This window comes from Allomuricauda sp. CAU 1633, assembly GCF_017313225.1.
In the GTDB taxonomy this organism is placed as follows: Bacteria; Bacteroidota; Bacteroidia; order Flavobacteriales; family Flavobacteriaceae; genus Flagellimonas.
This window is the reverse complement of sequence record NZ_JAFLNE010000002.1, coordinates 348,943-369,384: the sequence shown is the minus strand read 5'-3', so window position 1 is coordinate 369,384 and position 20,442 is coordinate 348,943. Positions and strand designations below refer to the sequence as shown.

The window sequence follows — 20,442 nt, the reverse complement described above, 5'->3', positions numbered from 1 at the left end:
TATAAGGTGCTTTTTTTATCTGTCCATTATGGTTTGAATGTCCGGTTTAAAATAATTCGGGCCCTTCAGTACTTTTCCATCTTCACGATAAATAGGTTTTCCATCGGCTCCCAGTTTACTCATGTTGCTGCGTTGGATTTCTTCAAAGACCTCTTCAATTTTATATTGCATGCCATGTTCCAGTATGGTTCCACAAAGAATGTACAACATATCCCCCAGGGCATCGGCCACCTCAATTAAGTCGCCCTCATTGGCAGCTTCCAGATATTCTTTGTTCTCCTCATCCATTAAATTGAACCGCAATTGGTTCTTTTCTTCACCTAAGTTGGCTTTGGGTTGTTGCGAAACGCCAAGACCAAAGGAGTTGTGAAACAGTTCAACCGCTTTTATTTTACTTTCCATTGCAGGTATTTTGATTTAGCTTTGCGTAAAAATATAAAATATGTTCAGCACCGGGCAGTTAATTTTTGCAGCACTTTTTTTGATCGTCTTTATTGCAATCATCTCTTTTTCGTATAAAAAGGACAAAAAGCTGCACAAAAAAAACTACAAAGGTGTTCTGTGGATACTCGTTTCGTTTGTGACTTTTATAATTATTCTCTTTTTGATTAAGTACTTCCTCAAAAATTAACAGCCAGATTGCATACGCAACAAAAATGATGGGTTTCACAACTATACTATCACTTTTGTTCGCAAACTATAGGAAAAAACGTACTTTTGTTTAACATTAATTTAGCACATCAAATGACCACAATTTTTAGCGTTCTTTTCATTTTGCTTGCTATTAATGCACTTCTGTTGATTTTTAGCGTCAACGGAGCTGGCGAAAGGTTTAGAAAACCAATTCAGAAAATTTCGGAGACTACGATTACCAAACTCTTCCCCCGCGAGGCCTCCGAAACCGAATACAAAGAAGCCGTATAGTTTGTACCTTTAGGGGATGAAACAGGCTCTTCTTGTTTTTCTGGGTGGGGGATTTGGTAGCGTACTACGTTACTTGATTTCCAAACCCCTAAATATTTTATCTCCAAATTTCTTCTTTGGAACTTTCTTGGTTAACATCATTGGATGCCTTCTCATTGGGCTCGTTTTAGGGCTGTCGGCAAGAGGTAATATTCTTTCCTATAACAGTACGCTGTTTTTAGCCACAGGATTTTGTGGTGGCTTTACAACATTCTCTGCCTTTGCTTTTGAAAAACACTTTCTTCTGAAGAACAGTGAACTGTTCCATTTCTCCATTTACATGATCTCAAGTATTGTCATTGGCATTTTAGCCGTTGTTTTGGGATTATGGCTCTCCAAACTTGGGGAATAGTTATAAATTTCATTTTTATAGTTAATTTTTGTTAAAAACTAAACATAAAGTATCGAAATCGATGATTTTGATATGAAATCATAATGCATATAATCTAAATGTTAAGAAAAAATCAAAAAATTTTTAACAAACAATAGATTAAAATCCGATACCCCTAAAATATGTGGGGTATTTTTTTTATAACCATAAAAATCCCATCAATACCCTCCATTTTTTCATGGTCTTGATTGAATTAACATATATTTGAGTGATCAATTAACTACTTAATTATGAAAAAAGTCGAGGCAATTATTAGAAAATCCAAATTTGATGAGGTGAAAAAAGCCCTTCATCAAATTGAGGTTAACTTCTTCAGTTACTGGGATGTAACTGGGGTTGGAAATGAGAAACAAGGACATGTGTATCGTGGTATTTCCTATAGTACCAGCGATATACAGCGGAGGTATTTGGTTATCGTAGTATCAGATGACTTTCTAGACAAGACCGTAAATGTATTGTTGGACACAGCAAGCACAGGAAATGTGGGAGATGGAAAAATTTTCGTCTCAGATGTGATCCAAGCGTACAGAATCAGAACCAAGGAAAGCGGTAGTGCTGGAATCAATTAAAAGTATAACCAAAAACTCAAAAAACTTAGATTATGATTGTACAAGAACAAGAAGCAATAGATAAAGCCGTGGAAGCAATCACCGGCGATATGGGAGCGCTTTGGATTACCTTAGCTGCCATTTTGGTATTCTTCATGCAAGCTGGGTTCACCTTGTTGGAAATAGGGTTTACCCGTAGCAAAAATACCGGGAACATTATTATGAAGAACGTTATGGATCTGGCCGTAGGTTCAGTAATGTTTTGGGCATTTGGATATGCCATTATGTACGGTAGCGATTTAGTGGGCGGTGGATTCTTCCGTTCAAGCCCCGCAGACCAAGGTTATTGGTTTTTTAGTGCCGATGATTGGTACAACCTATTCTTCCAGACCGTATTCTGTGCTACAGCAGCAACCATTGTTTCTGGAGCCATCGCTGGAAGAACCAAATTTTCAACCTATCTGATTTTTTCGGCAGTATTGACCACATTGATTTACCCAATTTCTGGTAGCTGGTACTGGCCTTTTGATGACGATGCTTGGTTGAACGTAGCTGGTTTCGTTGATTTTGCAGGTTCATCCGTAGTACACGCCGTTGGTGGTGCTGCTGCATTGGTGGCTGCCATTTTGGTGGGTCCAAGAATTGGAAAATATGTAGATGGAGAAGCGAAAGCCATTCCAGGTCACAATATGGCCTTTGGCGCCTTGGGTGTATTTATCCTTTGGTTGGGATGGTTTGGATTTAACGGAGGATCGCAATTGGCTTGGGGCGGAAGTGACACTGTTGGTGCAACCAGCGTGATCATCAACACTAACCTTGCCGCTGCCATTGGCGCCATTGGTGCTCTATTCTTTACATGGGCAAGATATGGTAAGGCTGATATTTCCATGACTTTGAACGGTGCTTTGGCCGGATTGGTAGGTATTACCGCTGGCTGTGGTTCTGTAAGCGCATGGGGCGCATTGGCCATAGGATTGGCATGCGGTATTGTAGTGGTATTGTCCATTGAATTCATCGATAAGAAATTAAAAATCGATGATCCTGTAGGTGCTATTTCCGTACACGGTGTATGTGGTTTCCTAGGAACCGTATTGATCGGACTTTTTGCCTTGGACGGCGGATTGTTCTACGGAGGAGGTGCAAAACTTCTTTGGGTACAGACCTATGGTTCCTTGTCATACATCCTTTGGGCTGCTGCAGCTTCATTCGTTGTACTGTTCATCTTGAAAAAGACCATCGGACTACGTGTTTCTGAAAAAGAAGAAGTTGAAGGGTTGGATATCCATGAACACGGAATCGAAGCCTATCCTGAGCACATTTCACAGGACAAATAAAATTCAAACACAACTCAATAAGTATAAAAGGTAACGGAGCGTTCTGCCAAACGCTCCGTTGTATAACCTTTTCAAACACAACTCACAGTTTAAACAACTCTGTCCCAAAGGGACAACTTAAAATGATTATGATATGAAAACGATTATAAAAACAAATTTCGTAAAAAAATTAGCTTTCGCCGCATTGGCATTGATTTCTGTTAGTGCTTTTGCACAAGAAGAGGAAGAATCACCAAAACTATCCATCGGTGGCTCTGTAGATGCCTACTTTAGAACAACGTTCCATGATGCTGGTGAAGCTACAACTGGCAGCTTTACTTCATTCGCAAATCAAACTGGTTTTGCATTGGGTATGGCCAATTTGGTAGGTACCTACGACATGGGAGATACGGGTGTTGTAGTTGACTTGGTTTTTGGACCTAGAGGTACCGAAGCCACTTTTGAAAACGATGTTCTTAACGGTATCATCAATCAGGCCTATGTATACTGGAATGTATCTGAAGGAACTACTCTTACCATGGGTCGTTTCAATACATTTTTAGGATATGAGGTAATAGCGCCTCAGGCTAACTTCAACTATAGTGTTTCTTACTTATTCTCCAACGGACCTTTTTCACATTTGGGGGTAAAAGCAGATTTTGCACTATCTGATGATGTAAGCCTTATGCTTGCCGTAATGAATCCATGGGATACTAACGACATTAGTGGTACCGGGGAGTATTCCTTAGGTGGTCAATTAGGTTTTTATGGCCAATTCTTGAACCTGTATTACGACAGCGGAAAAAGCGGTGGTCTTGGTTTTGAAATCGATTACACCGGTGGATTTGATATTACTGAGGACTTTTTCTTTGGAATCAACGCTGCCTATAACGATAACTCAGAAACTGGAACCGGATTTTATGGCGCAGCCATTTACCCACAGATTACCACATCTGACAGCTTTGCTCTTGGACTACGTGGGGAGTATATGACCTTTACTGATGATGCAAGTGATGAAGATGCTCCTGTTCTTGGATTGACACTTACTGGCAGCTTTACAAAGGACAATCTGATCATAAAACCTGAAGTTCGTTTGGACACTTGGGGTAATGATGTTGAGCCCTATTTTGATAGCGACGGAGCCGTAACTAGCAATCAGGCTTCTTTCTTGATTGCAGCAATCTACTCTTTCTAGGCCCAAGAAATTAAATTTTAATGCTAATAGAAAGCCTTACTCCCCCGGGATTAAGGCTTTTTTAGTCTTTTAAAAAGTTTTTCACTCCTGCTCTCACATTAGTTCTCAAATAATTTTGCCTTGGCACTAGAGGGCAGGAGTACTTTTTATTATACACACAGTATGGGTTATAGGCCTTATTAAAGTCGATGACCAACGTATCACCCTCGGGAATAGACAAATCTATATAACGCCCACCACCATAGGTTTCATTTCCATTGGTGTCGTCTAAAAAAGGCAAAAACAGATAGTCCTTATATTCCTCTTGATCCAACAAACCCAAACTTTGGTACACTTCCAACTGGTGTTCCTTTCCATTCAAAGTAAAATGGGCAACGCCATAAACCACTTCCTCTGTTTTTCTATCGGTTGTAGTGGGATTTAAAAAAGGGATGGCATCTGGAGTTCGGACAAACTTGGCCTTGACCACATACGAGGTATCAGGTTCAAAAAAATCCAATGATTCAAAATCCTTTCGATGTCTATCGGGCAATGGAGAACTTTCAGGATCTTTCATGCTTTCGTTCATCTCCTTTTGAAACTCCAAAATATCGGCTACCAGTACAGATTTTGGTTGTTCTTCTGATATTTCATCATGATACTTTTTACCTCTTCCACAGGACAGTATCAACAAAGCAAAAACCAAAATTGGATATTTCATACGTGTAATTTTATTGCAAAAGTAGCAGAAATCATTCTTAATGCTACCTTAGTACCATGATGAAGAAAAACGTACTCTTATTTGGTCTACTTGTTTTGCTATTGGCTTGTTCAGAAAAGAAAAATTCCGAGAAACATGCAAAAACAGCGGAGCGAACACTTCCTCAAATACAGCCCAACCGTTACAACACTGCCTTTTTGATCATGGACGGGGTGTACAATACTGAATTTACCGCTCCTTTTGATATTTTTCAACATACCCAATATCGAAAAGGAATCAAAGCCATGAACACCTTCACCGTAGCCAATACGCTAGAGCCCATTACTTCATTTGAAGGTATCCGAATCCTCCCTGATTTTGATTATACCCAAGACTCCATTCCCAAAATCGATATTTTGGTGGTGCCAAGTGCTGAACACCACTTGGATAGTGATTTAAAGGACACGGTCATGTTGAATTTCGTGGAAAAAGTGGCCAAGGACGCGCTTTTTGTAACTTCCCATTGTGATGGCGCCTTTGTTTTAGCCAAAGCCGGATTGTTGAATGAAGTGGCTTCCACCACCTTCCCGAGTGACATTGTAACCTATAAAGAGATGTTCCCCCACCTAAACGTAAAGGACAGTGTGTTATTTGTCCATGATGGCAAATTCATCACTTCAGCGGGTGGAGCCAAAAGCTTTGAAGCCGCTCTTTATCTTTGCGAATATTTATATGGAAAGGAGATTGCCCAGTCCATAGCCGGTGGATTGGTCATTGATTGGAACCTGGACGAAGTCCCCAAGTTTATTGCTCAATAATATCGTACCGGGCATCTTTTAGATACTTTTCCACCATTTTATTGAACTCTGGGGTAATCCGAAGCAGTGCGGTATCCTCCAAACTGTATAGTTTATCCCTATCCTTGAATCCTTTTTGAAAAGCTTCTTCCAAATAAAACAGCGCGGTTCCAAAATCTTCATTCTTGGCACTCAGCGAAATGGTCTTTAAATAAAACTCAAAATTTTCAGGCTCCAAGATGGTTTTCAACATATACATAAAGGCCAAGGCGTCCTCATCAATCACCTGCCCTGACTGTACCAGCGCAATATTATCCTCCGCCAATGCATTCAAAAAGCCCACTAGCCGATGCCCCATCTCTTGTTCATGGATATTGGAACCGTTGATGAACTTATCAATCTCGTCCATCTGATAATTCCACCAACCCAAGTTTTTAAAGTTATGGGCAAACATATCCTCTTCCATATCGTACTGATAATTTTCCTTGAGCAATATCTCTTTGGAAAAAGCCGCATTTTCTGAACGTCTCATAGCCCTAAACTGTTTGTCCCTTCGTAATTCTTTTTGGACTTCCCGTAGGGAATCCAAATTCTTATGGGCACCGTACATGGACATCATTTCTCCAAGATACTGCTCTGCCCAAATTAAACGGCCCGAATTTTTCAACAGATTCACTTTCGCAATATCCTCTTTATAAGCCGTATCGACATACATGGAATCCATAGGAACCAACTTTCTACCCATTGCGGCCAAGGTAAACAGCTGTAATCCTTTTTGCAGATCTTCTATTTGCGGCCAGGTGTTCTTTTCCTCATGCAACACTATTTGGTTGGGAAATTTGTACCGGTCCAATAGCTTTTCATCCTCCAACATAGTGGGATAGTTGTAATCCTCTTTACTGACCATCCCAATAAAATGAAACGGCTGCCTCACATTCAACAAGTCCGTATTGGTCAGGGAAGCTCCTATTGAAATGGTCCCGGAAACGCCCCTAATAAAAATTGGGACCAAGCCCGCAAAGCGTCCCCCACCCGAAGCACCCGCTGTGTATATTCGCTCCCTTTGAATGGGCAATAGATTTACAATTTCTTCCAGTACGTTATTGGTAACGATCATATTGTTGGTCAACGACACCGTATCTTTCACTTTTGGTGCCGCCAAAATATAGCCCTCCTTTTCCGCAGGGCCTACAAATATGGACATGGTTTGTCTTTCCTTACCCTCCAAATCAAAAACCAGCAGCAAGGGCCACTTTTTATCTGTGGAAAAATCTCTGGGCAAATACAACGAAAATGAACTTGGAATGGAATCTTGAACAGGAATGGAATCCATGATCTCCCCTTTTTTTAGAACCATTTGCTGAGCCGAAGCTGAAGTCAAACAAACCAAGGAGAGAAAAAATAGTAGCTGTTTTTTTTTCATAATTCTATCATAGCAAAAATCTAGCCAAAACAAGTTACTGCTTTGGTCATATAAAGTTAGTGGAATTTATTTTCCCTGCGTGCCACTTTTAATTGGGGCATGGGCCACCACGTTGGACAGCACAATGTGGGTCCTGCACTCACCGTAGACGATAAGCTCATCAATAAACTTTTCTAAGTGGGATTGATCGCGGAGCACCACCTCCATAATAATGTTCTCGTTCCCCGTGATTCGGTAACAATTCACCACTTCGTGAAGCGATTTCACCTTATCCAAAAAGGGTTTGAGTTTTCCCATAAAGGCCCTCAACATAATGATTGCCTTAAACTGGTGACCAGCCTTCACATATGAAATTTTGGCTCCATAACCCTCTATAATTCCCAAGTCTTCCATCTTCTTTACACGCTCGGCCACTGCAGGTGGCGTAAGGCCCACTTCTCGGCCTATATGAGTAAAAGATTCCCTTGCATTTTTCTGTAAGTGGTCTAAAATTTGCCAATTAAGTGCATCTATCTTCATATTAAAGGAAATAACTTCATAAAAATTTATATTTAAAGGTATAATCTATTTTTTAATTTTAAAACTAAAGTCGAAATTTTGATTTCGTATGTAATTTTATAATTCAAAATTGCTTTGAAATCATGGAGAGAAACTCTCTTAATTCCTTGGTTGTGTACCGCAAATCGTTGGCTCTTCGAGACATGAGCGAAGCCGTGGCCTCTTATTTCTCACATAACCGGGAAAAATTGTCCTGGCGAAAAATTGATAGTTTTCGTGATGACATCACTGCATCATTGCTCAATGATGCTTCCTTGATTACTAAAGAGGTGGAGCAAGCGGCCTTAAGCAATTCCTACTCCGTACGAATGAGAAGTTTAACTTTCATCAACATTATGACACGAAATATTCTGGCCTATTGCAATGGCTTGGAACGTGATGGTGTTAAGGAGAAGGAATATCTCAACCTCCTCCGTAGGGAAATCAAAATCTTTAGAACCTCTTTTAAAAAATGGAGAAAGTCCTTTCACAACAGAAACGACTAACCCCTTCTACATATTTCTTCTGTACTGACCTCCAACCTCGAAGAGGGCTTTGGTGATTTGTCCCAATGAGCAATGTTTGGCCACTTCCATCAATTTCTCAAAGATATTTTCATTGTTGATGGCTGTCTGCTGCAATTCCTTCAGCTGTTTTTCGGCTGCATCTTTTTCCCGTTGATGCAAATTTTGCAAGGTCTTAATTTGATTTTTCTTTTCCTGCTCCGTGGCCCTGATCACCTCAGCAGGTAAAATTGTGGGAGAACCTTTGGAACTCAAAAAGGTGTTTACCCCGATAATGGGATAATCCCCTGAATGTTTTAAGGTTTCATAATGCAAACTTTCTTCCTGAATTTTGGAGCGCTGATACATGGTTTCCATGGCGCCCAATACGCCACCTCGCTCCGTGATTCGGTCAAACTCCAATAAAACCGCCTCTTCTACCAAATCGGTAAGCTCCTCAATGATGAACGAGCCCTGCAAGGGGTTTTCATTTTTGGCCAATCCCAATTCCTTATTAATGATCAACTGAATAGCCATAGCCCTCCGCACTGATTCTTCCGTGGGCGTGGTAATGGCCTCATCATAGGCATTGGTGTGCAAGGAATTGCAATTGTCGTAAATGGCATAAAGTGCCTGCAAAGTGGTTCGGATGTCATTAAAGTCAATTTCTTGCGCATGTAGGCTCCTCCCCGAGGTCTGAATGTGATATTTTAACATTTGTGCTCGTGGGTCTGCTCCGTATTTTTCTTTTAAGGCCTTGGCCCAAATTCGCCTTGCCACCCTTCCAATTACGGCGTATTCTGGGTCAACTCCATTGGAAAAAAAGAAGGACAGATTGGGACCAAATTTGTTGATATCCATCCCTCGACTCAGATAATACTCCACATAAGTAAAACCATTGGAAAGGGTAAATGCCAATTGCGTAATGGGATTGGCTCCAGCTTCTGCAATGTGATAGCCTGATATGGAAACCGAGTAGAAATTCCGAACCTGCTGCTCAATAAAATATTCTTGCACGTCACCCATCAACTTCAGTGCAAATTCCGTGGAAAAAATACAAGTGTTTTGAGCTTGGTCCTCTTTTAAAATATCGGCCTGGACCGTTCCCCGAACTTGCTTTAAGGTTTCTTCCTTTATTTTGGCATATACTCCCTTGGGCAACACTTGGCCTCCAGTTACCCCCAAAAGCATAAGACCTAAGCCATTATTCCCTTCGGGAAGTTTTCCAAAATAGGTGGGACGTGGAACCCCTTTCTTTTGATATAGTGCTTCGATTTTCTTTTTCACCTCATTTTCCAACCCATTTTCTTGAATGTATTTCTCACAATTCTGGTCAATGGCCGCATTCATAAAAAAAGCCAGCAGCATCGGTGCCGGACCATTAATGGTCATACTCACCGAAGTCATGGGATTGCTGAGATCAAAACCGGAATACAGTTTTTTGGCGTCATCCAAACAGCAAATGGAAACTCCTGCATTTCCAATTTTACCATAAATATCCGGTCTGTGGTCCGGGTCATTGCCATAAAGGGTCACCGAATCGAATGCTGTGGACAATCGCTTTGCAGGCATGTCTAAACTCACGTAGTGAAACCGTCTATTGGTACGTTCAGGACCTCCTTCACCAGCAAACATTCGTGTGGGGTCCTCCCCTTCCCTTTTGAACGGGTATAATCCAGCGGTATAGGGAAACTCCCCTGGTACATTTTCTTGTAATATCCATTGAAGAATATCGCCCCACGCTTTGTATTTGGGCAAGGCCACCTTAGGAATTTGGCTGTGGGATAAGGATTCCGTATGCGTTTTTATGTTAACTTCACGATCCCGCACCTTGAAAGAATACACATCAGACTTGTATCGATTTACTTTTTCTTTCCATTTTAAAAGGATGCCCCAATGCTGGGGCAGCAAATTCATTTTGATTTTATCAAATTCTTTGACCAGTAGACCCACCAACTCTTTTTCATTGACACTTTTGATTTTGGAAAGAACTTCATTCTCCTTTAAACCAGATTTATCCAAAAAATGTTCTTCAGCTTTTTCAGCTTCCATTCCTAAAATGGAAGTTAGTGTCAAGAAAATACCATAAAGTTGTTGTGCTACTTTGGATTGCTCTTCGGCCTTAGCGTCATACGACCTGTTGTTTTCGGCGATTTCGGATAAATAACGGGTCCGTGATGGTGGAATCACGTAGATCTTCTCCGCCATTTCCTTACTCACCTTTAAAGTGGATACCAATTTGGAATCTGCTTTTTCAACCAAGGTATCCATGACTTTTTTGTAGAGATTGTTCATTCCTGGGTCGTTGAATTGGGATGCGATGGTCCCATAAATGGGCAACTCATCCTCCGAAGCATGCCACAATCCATGATTTCGGGCATATTGCTTTTTCACATCCCGAAGTGCATCCAACGCCCCTCTCTTATCGAACTTATTGATAGCTACCAAATCTGCAAAATCCAGCATATCAATTTTCTCCAGTTGGGTAGCTGCACCAAACTCGGGGGTCATTACATAAAGAGACACATCGCTATGTTCCAAGATTTCAGTATCGGATTGTCCTATTCCCGAGGTTTCCAAAATAATTAAGTCGTATTGTGCCGCTTTGAGCACTTGCACGGCTTCCGAAACATGTTTGGACAAGGCCAAATTGGATTGGCGGGTAGCCAAGGAGCGCATGTACACCCGCTCATTGTTGATGGAGTTCATCCTGATTCGGTCCCCCAACAACGCCCCACCTGTTTTTCGTTTGGAAGGGTCCACAGAGATAATCCCTATATGCTTTTCGGGAAAATCAATCAAAAATCGGCGCACCAGTTCGTCTACCAAACTGGATTTTCCGGCACCTCCAGTACCTGTAATGCCGAGCACGGGAATAGTGCTTTGGGAATTTTGAATTCCATCTTGATATTTTTCAAATTCTGTATGACGATTTTCGGCGAGGGAAATCAATCGAGCAATGGTGTTTGAATCTTTATCACTCAACAAACCTTCCAATTTTTCACCTTTTGGGATTTGCAAATCGGGCACTGCTGTATCGCATCGCTCTACCAAATCATTGATCATTCCCTGCAACCCCATTTGCCTGCCATCATCTGGAGAATAAATCCGTTCGATGCCATAATCCATCAATTCCTTGATTTCTTCTGGCAGGATTACACCTCCACCTCCACCAAAAATTTTGATGTGCCCTGCGCCCCTTTCCTGAAGCAAATCGAACATATATCTAAAATACTCGTTATGTCCACCTTGGTAGGAAGTCATAGCGATGGCATTGGCATCTTCTTGAATGGCACAATCCACCACCTCGGCAACACTTCTATCATGCCCCAAGTGAATCACCTCAACACCTGTGGCCTGAATGATACGCCTCATAATATTAATGGCGGCATCATGCCCATCGAAAAGGGAGGCTGCTGTCACTATTCTGATTTTATACTTAGGCTTGTGGGGCTTCTGTTGTTCCATTTGCAATAAAAGGTCTGTTTTCGCCCTGCAATTTACAGAAAATGCAAGTCAAATTAGATTTTGTTCAGGATATTACAAAAAATTGAAAAAGCTTGGCCATCCTTTTTTGAATACCCTAATTTTACTCGGCCAAAATTGCATCATGAAGCTAACTATTCTTATCCATTGCCCAGACCAATCTGGCATTATACGATCCGTCACCACTTTTGTGCATCAGCAAGTGGGCAACGTGGTTTATTTAGATCAACATGTGGACAAACAGGCCGGAGTCTTTTTTATGCGGTTGGAAAGTGAGTTTGAAAAGGAAGTTTCTTTGGAGGAATTTAAAAAGGGTTTCGAGCAGGAACTCGCCTTAAAATTTCACATGGAGTGGGACATTTATTTGGGGGCCTACAAACCAAAAATGGCCATTTTCGTGTCCAAATACAACCATTGTTTGTATGACCTTTTAAGTCGATACAATTCTGAGGAACTATCTGTGGACATTCCGTTTATTTTGAGCAATCACCGAGATTTGGAATATGTAGCAGAACAGTTTCAGATTCCGTTTTACCATGTGCCGGTGACCAAGCAAACCAAAGAAGAAGCCGAAAGCAAACAACTGGAATTGCTCAAAAAGCACGAAGTGGATTTTATTGTGCTCGCTCGATATATGCAGATTGTGTCTCCAAAATTGATTGATGTATATCCGCAGAAAATCATCAATATTCACCATTCCTTTCTTCCTGCTTTTGTGGGGGCAAAGCCCTATCATGCTGCGTTTGAACGAGGGGTGAAAATCATTGGAGCCACCAGCCATTATGTCACTTCGGAATTGGATGCTGGGCCTATTATTGAACAGGACGTGACCGCAGTTTCGCACTCGCATTCCATTACGGATTTTATTGCCAAAGGAAGGGATTTGGAACGAATTGTGCTTTCACGGGCGGTACAACTCCATGTGGCCCGAAAAACCATGGTTTACAACAATAAGACTGTTATTTTCTCCTAATTTCATTGCTACTTCCACCGCATTTCCACTTCGCTGACAAACTAGAGAAAATAATGTAAATACTTCTCCGTAATCACTTGTGATACAGACGATAATTCCTAAATTTAACAATGGCAAGACTTCTGTTATCCATTGTACTACTATCCTTTTTTGCAGGCTATTCGCAATCAAAGATTGACAGTTTGGAGGAAAGGCTCCAAGTAGAAAAAGTAGACTCTCTAAAGGTCAATCTTCTTTTGGGTCTATTCGATGCTTATCGCTATGAAAATCCGATAAAGGCCGAAGAAAATGTTCTTAAGGCCATAGATATTGCTTCAAATATTAGCGCTAAGAAATATCATGTAATGGCATTGAACAGTTTTGCAGATCTTCTCAACAATAGGTCAAGTAATGATTCTTCAATATCAGTTTACCAAAATGCTTTGACCATTTCCAATCGTATCCAATATAATTCGGGCAAAGCTATTGCCCTGATTGGCTTGGGGAATGCCTATCTGAGCAAAGGGAACTTAGAAAAAGCGGAAGAGTTTCACAGGCTCAATATTGAGTTTGCCAAAGAAATTGGTGATCGAGAAGGCATGGCCAGTTCCTACAATAATTTAGGAAACATCTATAATGAAAAAGGGGAATACAAAAAAGCCATGGAGTCCTACACATTTGCGGCCCAAATGAACAGCGAAATTGGAAATGAGAAAAATTCAGGAATAAACATGGCAAATATTGGGCTTATCCATCAGAAATTAAACAATTATGAGGAAGCCATTGCTTACTACAAGAAAAGTGACAGTCTCTTCAAAAAATTTGATTTTTTGCCGGGACGGACCTTTGTTCTCAAAAACATGGGCATTGTATACAGGAATCTAGGCAATTACAACGATGCTATTGAACAGTACAATCTTGCGCTCAAGAGCTATGAAAAAATGGATAGAAAACGAGAGATGAGCCAAGTATACCAGAACATTGGTAATATTTATTCAGACAAAGGGCAATCACAAGAGGCCATCCAACACTACAAGCAATCCCTTCAAATTGCAAAAGGAATATCCGATTCCATTAACATTGGTATGGCCAGTCAATCCTTGGGCTTGGAATATTTACGTATACAAAAGTTGGACAGTTCGGAAACATACGCAAAAAAGGCGATTGAAGTGGCAGAAGCGATTGGGGCAAACCTTACTGCCATGGATGGTTATAAAACACTTGCCCAGGTCTATCATGCTAATTCCAACCATAAAAGTGCCTACGATTACATCATTAAGTACCAAACTGCAAGGGATAGTCTTTATAATATAGAAAAGCGAGATCTAGCAGAGGAAATAGAGGCCAAATATCAGAACGACCAAAAAACCAGGGAAATATCTTTATTGGCCTCCGAGAAAGAGGTACAAGCCCTACAACTGAGCAAAAGGAAGAACGAGAGAAACGGCATTATTGTACTGGCCATATTTATTCTGTTGCTGGCCGGTCTTATTTACAATCAATATCGAATCAAGCAAAGGGCCAATAAAGAACTTCAGGAGTTGGATCATATGAAATCCAACTTTTTTGCCAACATTTCCCACGAGTTTAGAACACCATTGACCTTAATTAAGAATCCTATTGAACATTTGGAGCAAAACCCAGAGGAAAAACTTAGTGTCGAAGAGGTTAAAATGATCAGGCGCAATACCAACAAGGTTTTGGGACTGGTAAACCAACTGTTAGATCTATCCAGAATAGATCAAGGTAAACTACAGCTAAAATCCACAGAAGGCGATGTCTTTAAATGCTTGAGGACTGCCGCATCCTCTTTTAATTCACATGCGGCGCAGCGAAACATGGACTACCGGGTAGAAATCCCCCATGAAACTTTATGGGCTGCGTTTGATCGTGATAAATTGGAGAAAATCATATACAACCTCTTGAGTAATGCCTTTAAATTCAGTGATGATGGTGAATTGGTATCCTTAAACGTATCGCATAATGGAGAAGAACTCGTCGTTCAAGTTTTTGATTCTGGTCGTGGTATCGCTGAAGATAAATTACCTTTTATTTTTGACCGATTCTATCAAGTGGACAGTAGTCCTACAAAAGACCAAGAAGGTTCAGGCATTGGGCTGTCCCTTTCAAAAGATTTGGTGGAATTAATGGATGGAACGATTACGGTTTCCAGTGAAGTGGGCAAGGGTACCTATTTTACGGTACAAATTCCTATTGTAAAAATAAAGGCGCCCCAAATACAAGAGCACTTGGCCGAGCGCGGTGAGCCCATATCCATCTCCAAAAGAAAAACCTTTGAATTACCAAAGAAAGATCTGCGAAAGCTCCCAAAAATTTTACTTGTTGAAGACAATGATGACATGCGCCAGTTGATTAAAAACCAACTTTTTAAAAAGTATCAAATCCTTGAGGCGGAAAACGGGATGGAAGGATTAAAAATGGCAACTTCAGAAATACCTGACCTGCTCATCACCGATTTGATGATGCCCAAAATGGATGGTATGGAGCTGTGCAAAACTTTAAAGACCAATTTGGAAACCAGCCATATTCCCGTCATCATGTTAACGGCCCGCGCAGGTGTCCAAAACAAAATTGAAGGGCTGGAAACTGGTGCCGATGAGTATTTAACAAAACCTTTTGATGCCAAGGAACTGTTGGCAAGAGTGGATAATCTTATCCATCAACGGGAACGTCTGTGGGAACATTATAAAAGTAGCCATCTTACTGTTAATCCGGAAAAAATTACAATCACTTCGCTGGATAGAAAGTTCCTGGAGCAGGTTATCAGTCTGTTGGAGGAAAATCATACTGACAGTAATTTTGGAGTACCTCAAATGCAACAAGAATTGGCCTTGAGCAAAACACAGCTCCATAGAAAATTAAAAGCACTTACCAATGAATCCCCAGGGGAATTGCTCCGAAATTTTCGATTAAAACGTGCGGCTCAGTTATTATCACAAAAAGCAGATACCGTTACTCAAGTGGCCTACCAAGTAGGGTTCAGCAACCTTTCCTATTTTGCCAAATGCTTCAAAGACCTGTACGGTGTACCCCCATCTTCCTATTGATTTTGAAGGGTAAGTACATTATTTGGCACCCCAGTGTTATTTTTTGGAACTGTACTGTCAGTCAAAAAGCTTCCATCACCATAGCTTTGGTAAGGAAGTAAAAAGTCCCCTCCATTTAACAAATACTATAATTATGAAAAATTCATTAGTAAAAAGGAGAAGGTTTGGACTTGGCAAATTGATGGGCTTTATAATTAGCTTTATTATAGTGAGTTGTAGTTCCAGCGGTGATAGCGAGCCTGTAGTAGATGATGAACCTGTAAACACCACTCCTACTGTTACTGGGATATCCCCTACAAATGGGTTGGTAGGTACTGAAGTCACCATAACCGGCACCAATTTTAGTAATACCACTAGTGAAAATACTGTTTCGTTCAATGGTACAAACACCACTGTTACATCCAGTTCAACAACGCAATTGGTAGTTAATGTACCTGATAATGCCACTTCGGGACCTATTTCAGTTATGGTTGATGGTGAAACCGCAAATGGGCCATCCTTCACTGTAATAACAGCAAACGCTTCGTTGTGCGACCAAAGTACCATTACTGAAAATACTACATGGGAAGATGTGGTTCCAGGGAATGAAATTGATTACGTGGTACAATGTGAAATTTCGATAATGGACAACGCCCTATTGACCATAGCACCAGGAGTAATTATAGCTTTTGAAGGTGACAATAGCGGGATTTTCACCAGTGAAGGAGGAGGTTTAAAAGCCATCGGCACCGAGTCAGACCCTATCAAGTTTATCGGAACATCTGAAAACAAAGGGGTGTGGAAGGGTGTCTATTTCGGTTCCAACCATCCTGAAAATCGTTTGGAATATGTAACCGTAATGCATGCTGGTCGTTCAGCCTCAGGTCAATCTGGAGAAAAAGGAGCCGTACAATTGTCGAGACAGGAAGACTCCAAAGCCGCCATTGTAAACTGTACCATTATGGATAATGACGGGTATGGACTTTTTGTGACCGATGAAAGCGATCTTGAGGTTTTCTCCAATAATATGATTTCGGACAATGATGATGCACCGGTTGGACTTTTCTTCAATCAGTTGGGAGCTTTGGATGATGATTCTGATTATCAGGGTAACGGAAATGATTATGTGGAGGTCCGCGAGAATGAAATTGAGGATGATGGTGTAAACATGCCTTTCTTAAACGTTCCGTATCGGTTTGTGGAAAGCAAAAAATACAACATCAAAAATGCGTTGGTAATCGCTGCAGGGAATGTCTTGGAATTTTCCAATGGAGCTGGGTTTCGATTAGGAGAACAATCTTCTGATTGCGCAAACACATCAGGATCTTTGGATGCTTCAGGAACCATGGAAAATCCCATAACCTTCCGTGGTGTAACAGCTGGGAAAGGCACTTGGCTGGGAATCGGTTTCAACTCATCCAGCCCAAATAACAAATTGATTTATTGCAATATCTCGGGTGGAGGCAGTAGTAAGTTATACAATGCATCCGACTTCAATGCCAATATTACTTTACAATGCGATAGCAGGGCGACTATTCAAAACTCAGAAATAACGGACAGTGGTGGATTTGGCATTTACATGTTGGATGATGATGCCCTACTGGAGGATTTTCAAGAGAATACATTAATCAATAATGAATTGGCCCCGATTTGGATGCATCTTCCTCAAGTGGATCAATTGGATGGAGCATCAACTTATGCCGAAGGTAACGGAAGACCCTACATTCAAGTAGAAGGAGATGCTATTACCGAAGCGGATCTCCTAATCAAAAAATTGGAAGTCCCTTACCGAATAGAAACAGAGGAATCAGGAAGGGAAACCTATGTGGAAAAAGCCATTACCATAGAAGCGGGAACAATATTGGAGTTTGAAACTGGGGCAGGCCTGGTCTTGGGAAGTCCTGGAGTGGATTGTATTCCCACCACTGGTTCTTTGAATGCCCAGGGGACTTCAGATGAACCAATACTGTTCAGGGGAACTACGGAAGGTCAGGGTACTTGGTTGGGAATAGGCATCAACTCCAGTACAGGAACAAATTTTATGAATTACTGTGTTGTTTCGGGTGGTGGTGCAGAGCAAATGTACAATGCCGGTGGCCAAGGAAACATCGTTATTCATTGTGAAGGAAGCCTTACCATTGAAAACAGTACCATAAAAGACAGTGCCGGGTGGGGTATCGATTTTGTTCAGGGAGGCAACAGCCTATCACAGTCCAATAACACATTTGAGAACAATTCATCGGGTAATACTGCCTCAAATTGATCAAGCTATGATTTTCCAGTAATATCCAATTGGATTTTAAAAAAGACCGCAATTAAAATTGTATATCCCAAGATGTTTTAAGGTTTCGTAGTAAATTTCACCCTAACTATAAAAAATTTACCATGAAACGAATACTGCTATGCGTATTGGTTTTTCAGCTTGCTGGATGCACAGAACTGCAGCAAGTTGTGAACCAATTGCCCCAAGGACCTACTGGAATCGGAAATGCTGAAATTGCCCAAGGACTCAGGGAAGCCTTGAATATGGGGATTGAAAAACAGGTGAACAAACTGGCCCTGGAAAACGGATTCTTTAGAAATGAGTTGGTTAAAATTCTGCTTCCAGAAGAGCTACAAAAGGTGGACAAGACCCTTCGGGATGTAGGCCTTGGAAATTTGGCTGATGAAGGACTTAGAATCATCAACAGGGCTGCCGAAGATGCTGTTGGCGAGGCCACTCCCATTTTTGTTGACGCTGTTAAAGGAATTACATTTAATGACGCGAGACAAATTTTGTTGGGGAATGACAATGCTGCAACACAATATTTGGAGTCGTCCACAAAGGCTAGACTGTACGATAAATTCAATCCGATCATTAAAAATTCGTTCCAAAAGGTTGGGGCGGACCAAATATGGAGCAACATTATAACCCGTTACAACAGTTTGCCGCTCACCAACGATGTAAATCCAGATTTAACAGACTATACCACCAATGAAGCATTGGAAGGTGTTTACACCATGATCGCGGTGGAAGAGAAAGAAATCAGGACTAAAATTTCTTCCAGAACAACAGATTTGTTAAAAAAAGTGTTCGCTTTGCAAGATTAATCATAATTTTTTCAGAATAGTGCAATAAGTTAAAAATGTTGTCGTTATAAAATCAATTATACGAGACAATTATAACAAATTCCTAAAGTTAAATTAACCTTGACCTGAAGGTTAAACAGGAATTTTGTAAACAGAAATTATCTGAGTTAGCATTTTTTTGAGTTAGTTAGTTTAAACCGGTGTTCGCACCGGTTTTTTTGTGGGTAAAAGTGTTATTTTGGTTGGCTTCGTAGGCAAAGAAAAAGGTTCCCAGCACAAATTCTTAAGACATGAACTAAGTCATGTGCCCAACAAAATTGTTTTCCCAAATGTAAGTTAAGTTTTTACACCCAAAAGGTAAGGGAATGATCAAGAAGGCAGCGATTCTGTTAAATTTTAGATAAATAACCTGATTTCTAGACGTATACCCTATTTCCTTGTAATCCATCCCTGAGTTTTCAACGTATCTTTGATATAACAAATCTTGAGTTATGAATAATCAGTATTGTAGAGTTGGAACAGTGACTCCAATCACCAGCGGTAGTCAAGCGATTACCATTTTGGAGTTCAGATATAAAAATTTTATTGAAAAAGCGGCCAATGGTGACTCCCACTTGGTTGAATTTTTCAAAAGGAAGGCGCAGAGCATCAAAAAAGTACTGGAAAGCTTAGGCTGAATTATTTGTGGACTTTCCCCAATTCAACCTTCATTTCAATCTGTATTTTTTTGGCTTGCTCCGCTGCAGCATCCGCAAAATCGCGGTCTGTTGAAGCGTACAATATTCCGCGTGAGGAATTGACCAATAATCCCACTTCCTTGGTCATTCCATAAGCACATACATCTTGCAAGTTACCACCTTGGGCCCCTACTCCAGGAACCAACAGAAAACTGTTTGGAACAATCTCCCTGATTTCTTTGAGGTACGATGCTTTGGTAGCTCCCACAACATACATCAATCGCTCTGTATTTTTATACGTTTTGGAAATTTTCAAAACTTCTTTGTAGAGCTCATTCCCTTCAATTTTTTTGGTTTGAAAATCGAAAGCTCCCTGATTGGACGTCAACGCCAATAAAATGGTATGCTTGTCCTCAAATTCCAAAAAGGGCTCAACCGAATCCTTACCCATATAAGGCGCAATGGTGATCGAGTCAAAATTTAAGGTTTCAAAGAAAGCTTTGGCGTATCGGGTGGAGGTGTTGCCAATGTCCCCCCGTTTGGCATCAGCAATGGTAAAGATTTCAGGATGTTTCTCATTCAAATACACCATGGTACGCTCCAAAGATTTCCAACCTTGCAGGCCATAGGCTTCATAAAACGCAATATTGGGCTTATAAGCCACACAATAGGGATGGGTAGCATCAATAATGGCTTTGTTGAAAGCAAAAATGGGGTCTTCTTCCTTTAGAAGGTGTTTGGGAACTTTTTCCAAATCTGTATCCAACCCTACACAGAGAAAGGATTTCTTTTGATGGATTTGGGAAATTAATTGTTCTATTTTCATTTATTGAGGGTTCTTGACCGCGCTCAAACTGACCAC

At 40.8% G+C, this 20,442-nt stretch carries 18 protein-coding genes; 12 read left to right on the top strand and 6 right to left on the bottom strand.

What is annotated here, in order from left to right; all coding sequences use genetic code 11:
- Positions 1-15: 15 nt before the first annotated feature.
- Positions 16-402, bottom strand: a complete 387-nt coding sequence (locus tag J0X14_RS06565) for a nucleoside triphosphate pyrophosphohydrolase family protein (RefSeq protein ID WP_207096967.1) — start codon at positions 400-402, stop codon at positions 16-18.
- A gap of 342 nt (positions 403-744) precedes the next feature.
- Between J0X14_RS06565 and J0X14_RS06560 the strand changes: the two genes are divergently transcribed.
- The 5 genes from J0X14_RS06560 to J0X14_RS06540 all read left to right on the top strand — a co-directional run bounded on the left by J0X14_RS06560 (position 745) and on the right by J0X14_RS06540 (position 4,410).
- Entirely contained in the window at positions 745-924 is a 180-nt protein-coding gene (locus J0X14_RS06560; RefSeq protein WP_207096966.1) for a hypothetical protein, read from the top strand.
- A gap of 16 nt (positions 925-940) precedes the next feature.
- Complete coding sequence (gene crcB / locus J0X14_RS06555) at positions 941-1,315, top strand: fluoride efflux transporter CrcB (protein ID WP_207096965.1); 375 nt, start codon at positions 941-943, stop codon at positions 1,313-1,315.
- 269 nt (positions 1,316-1,584) lie between these two features.
- Complete coding sequence (locus J0X14_RS06550) at positions 1,585-1,923, top strand: P-II family nitrogen regulator (RefSeq protein WP_067037582.1); 339 nt, start codon at positions 1,585-1,587, stop codon at positions 1,921-1,923.
- Between the two features lie 32 nt (positions 1,924-1,955).
- Entirely contained in the window at positions 1,956-3,236 is a 1,281-nt protein-coding gene (locus J0X14_RS06545; RefSeq protein WP_207096964.1) for an ammonium transporter, read from the top strand.
- Between the two features lie 133 nt (positions 3,237-3,369).
- The gene (locus tag J0X14_RS06540) at positions 3,370-4,410 is read left to right on the top strand and encodes an outer membrane beta-barrel protein (RefSeq protein ID WP_207096963.1); all 1,041 of its coding nucleotides are present in this window, start codon (positions 3,370-3,372) and stop codon (positions 4,408-4,410) included.
- A 61-nt stretch (positions 4,411-4,471) separates the two neighbouring features.
- On the opposite strand, the gene J0X14_RS06535 is transcribed toward J0X14_RS06540, so the two are convergent.
- A complete protein-coding gene (locus J0X14_RS06535; protein WP_207096962.1) occupies positions 4,472-5,110 on the bottom strand; it encodes a DUF1684 domain-containing protein in 639 nt (212 codons plus the stop codon).
- A 59-nt stretch (positions 5,111-5,169) separates the two neighbouring features.
- On the opposite strand from J0X14_RS06535, the gene J0X14_RS06530 reads away from it, so the two are divergent.
- On the top strand, positions 5,170-5,907 hold the full coding sequence (locus J0X14_RS06530) for a DJ-1/PfpI family protein (protein ID WP_207097506.1): 738 nt from the start codon (positions 5,170-5,172) through the stop codon (positions 5,905-5,907).
- Here J0X14_RS06530 and J0X14_RS06525 read toward each other — a convergent pair.
- A complete protein-coding gene (locus tag J0X14_RS06525; RefSeq protein WP_207096961.1) occupies positions 5,894-7,309 on the bottom strand; it encodes an alpha/beta hydrolase in 1,416 nt (471 codons plus the stop codon). The two genes, J0X14_RS06530 and J0X14_RS06525, sit on opposite strands and share 14 nt — an antisense overlap.
- A gap of 66 nt (positions 7,310-7,375) precedes the next feature.
- Positions 7,376-7,828 carry an Lrp/AsnC family transcriptional regulator gene (locus J0X14_RS06520; protein WP_207096960.1) on the bottom strand — a complete coding sequence of 151 codons (453 nt, stop codon included), beginning with the start codon at positions 7,826-7,828 and terminating at the stop codon, positions 7,376-7,378.
- 122 nt (positions 7,829-7,950) lie between these two features.
- Here J0X14_RS06520 and J0X14_RS06515 point away from each other — a divergent pair, with 122 nt between their 5' ends.
- Positions 7,951-8,352, top strand: a complete 402-nt coding sequence (locus tag J0X14_RS06515) for a hypothetical protein (protein ID WP_207096959.1) — start codon at positions 7,951-7,953, stop codon at positions 8,350-8,352.
- 6 nt (positions 8,353-8,358) lie between these two features.
- Here J0X14_RS06515 and J0X14_RS06510 read toward each other — a convergent pair whose 3' ends face one another.
- Positions 8,359-11,817 (bottom strand): methylmalonyl-CoA mutase family protein, encoded by a 3,459-nt coding sequence (locus J0X14_RS06510; RefSeq protein WP_207096958.1) that lies wholly within the window; start codon positions 11,815-11,817, stop codon positions 8,359-8,361.
- A 142-nt stretch (positions 11,818-11,959) separates the two neighbouring features.
- On the opposite strand from J0X14_RS06510, the gene purU reads away from it, so the two are divergent.
- From purU to J0X14_RS06485, 5 genes are all read left to right on the top strand, one after another.
- On the top strand, positions 11,960-12,808 hold the full coding sequence (gene purU, locus J0X14_RS06505; RefSeq protein WP_207096957.1) for a formyltetrahydrofolate deformylase: 849 nt from the start codon (positions 11,960-11,962) through the stop codon (positions 12,806-12,808).
- A gap of 110 nt (positions 12,809-12,918) precedes the next feature.
- Entirely contained in the window at positions 12,919-15,855 is a 2,937-nt protein-coding gene (locus J0X14_RS06500; RefSeq protein WP_207096956.1) for a tetratricopeptide repeat protein, read from the top strand.
- Positions 15,856-15,988: 133 nt separating this feature from the next.
- Entirely contained in the window at positions 15,989-18,097 is a 2,109-nt protein-coding gene (locus J0X14_RS06495) for an IPT/TIG domain-containing protein (RefSeq protein ID WP_207096955.1), read from the top strand.
- Positions 18,098-18,219: 122 nt separating this feature from the next.
- Positions 18,220-18,924, top strand: a complete 705-nt coding sequence (locus tag J0X14_RS06490; protein ID WP_207096954.1) for a DUF4197 domain-containing protein — start codon at positions 18,220-18,222, stop codon at positions 18,922-18,924.
- A gap of 470 nt (positions 18,925-19,394) precedes the next feature.
- Positions 19,395-19,580, top strand: coding sequence for a hypothetical protein (locus J0X14_RS06485; RefSeq protein WP_207096953.1), 186 nt, complete (start codon positions 19,395-19,397; stop codon positions 19,578-19,580).
- Between the two features lies 1 nt (position 19,581).
- Here the strand turns inward: J0X14_RS06485 and pyrF are convergent, their stop codons facing one another.
- On the bottom strand, positions 19,582-20,406 hold the full coding sequence (pyrF, locus tag J0X14_RS06480) for an orotidine-5'-phosphate decarboxylase (RefSeq protein ID WP_207096952.1): 825 nt from the start codon (positions 20,404-20,406) through the stop codon (positions 19,582-19,584).
- Between the last annotated feature and the right edge of the window lie 36 nt (positions 20,407-20,442).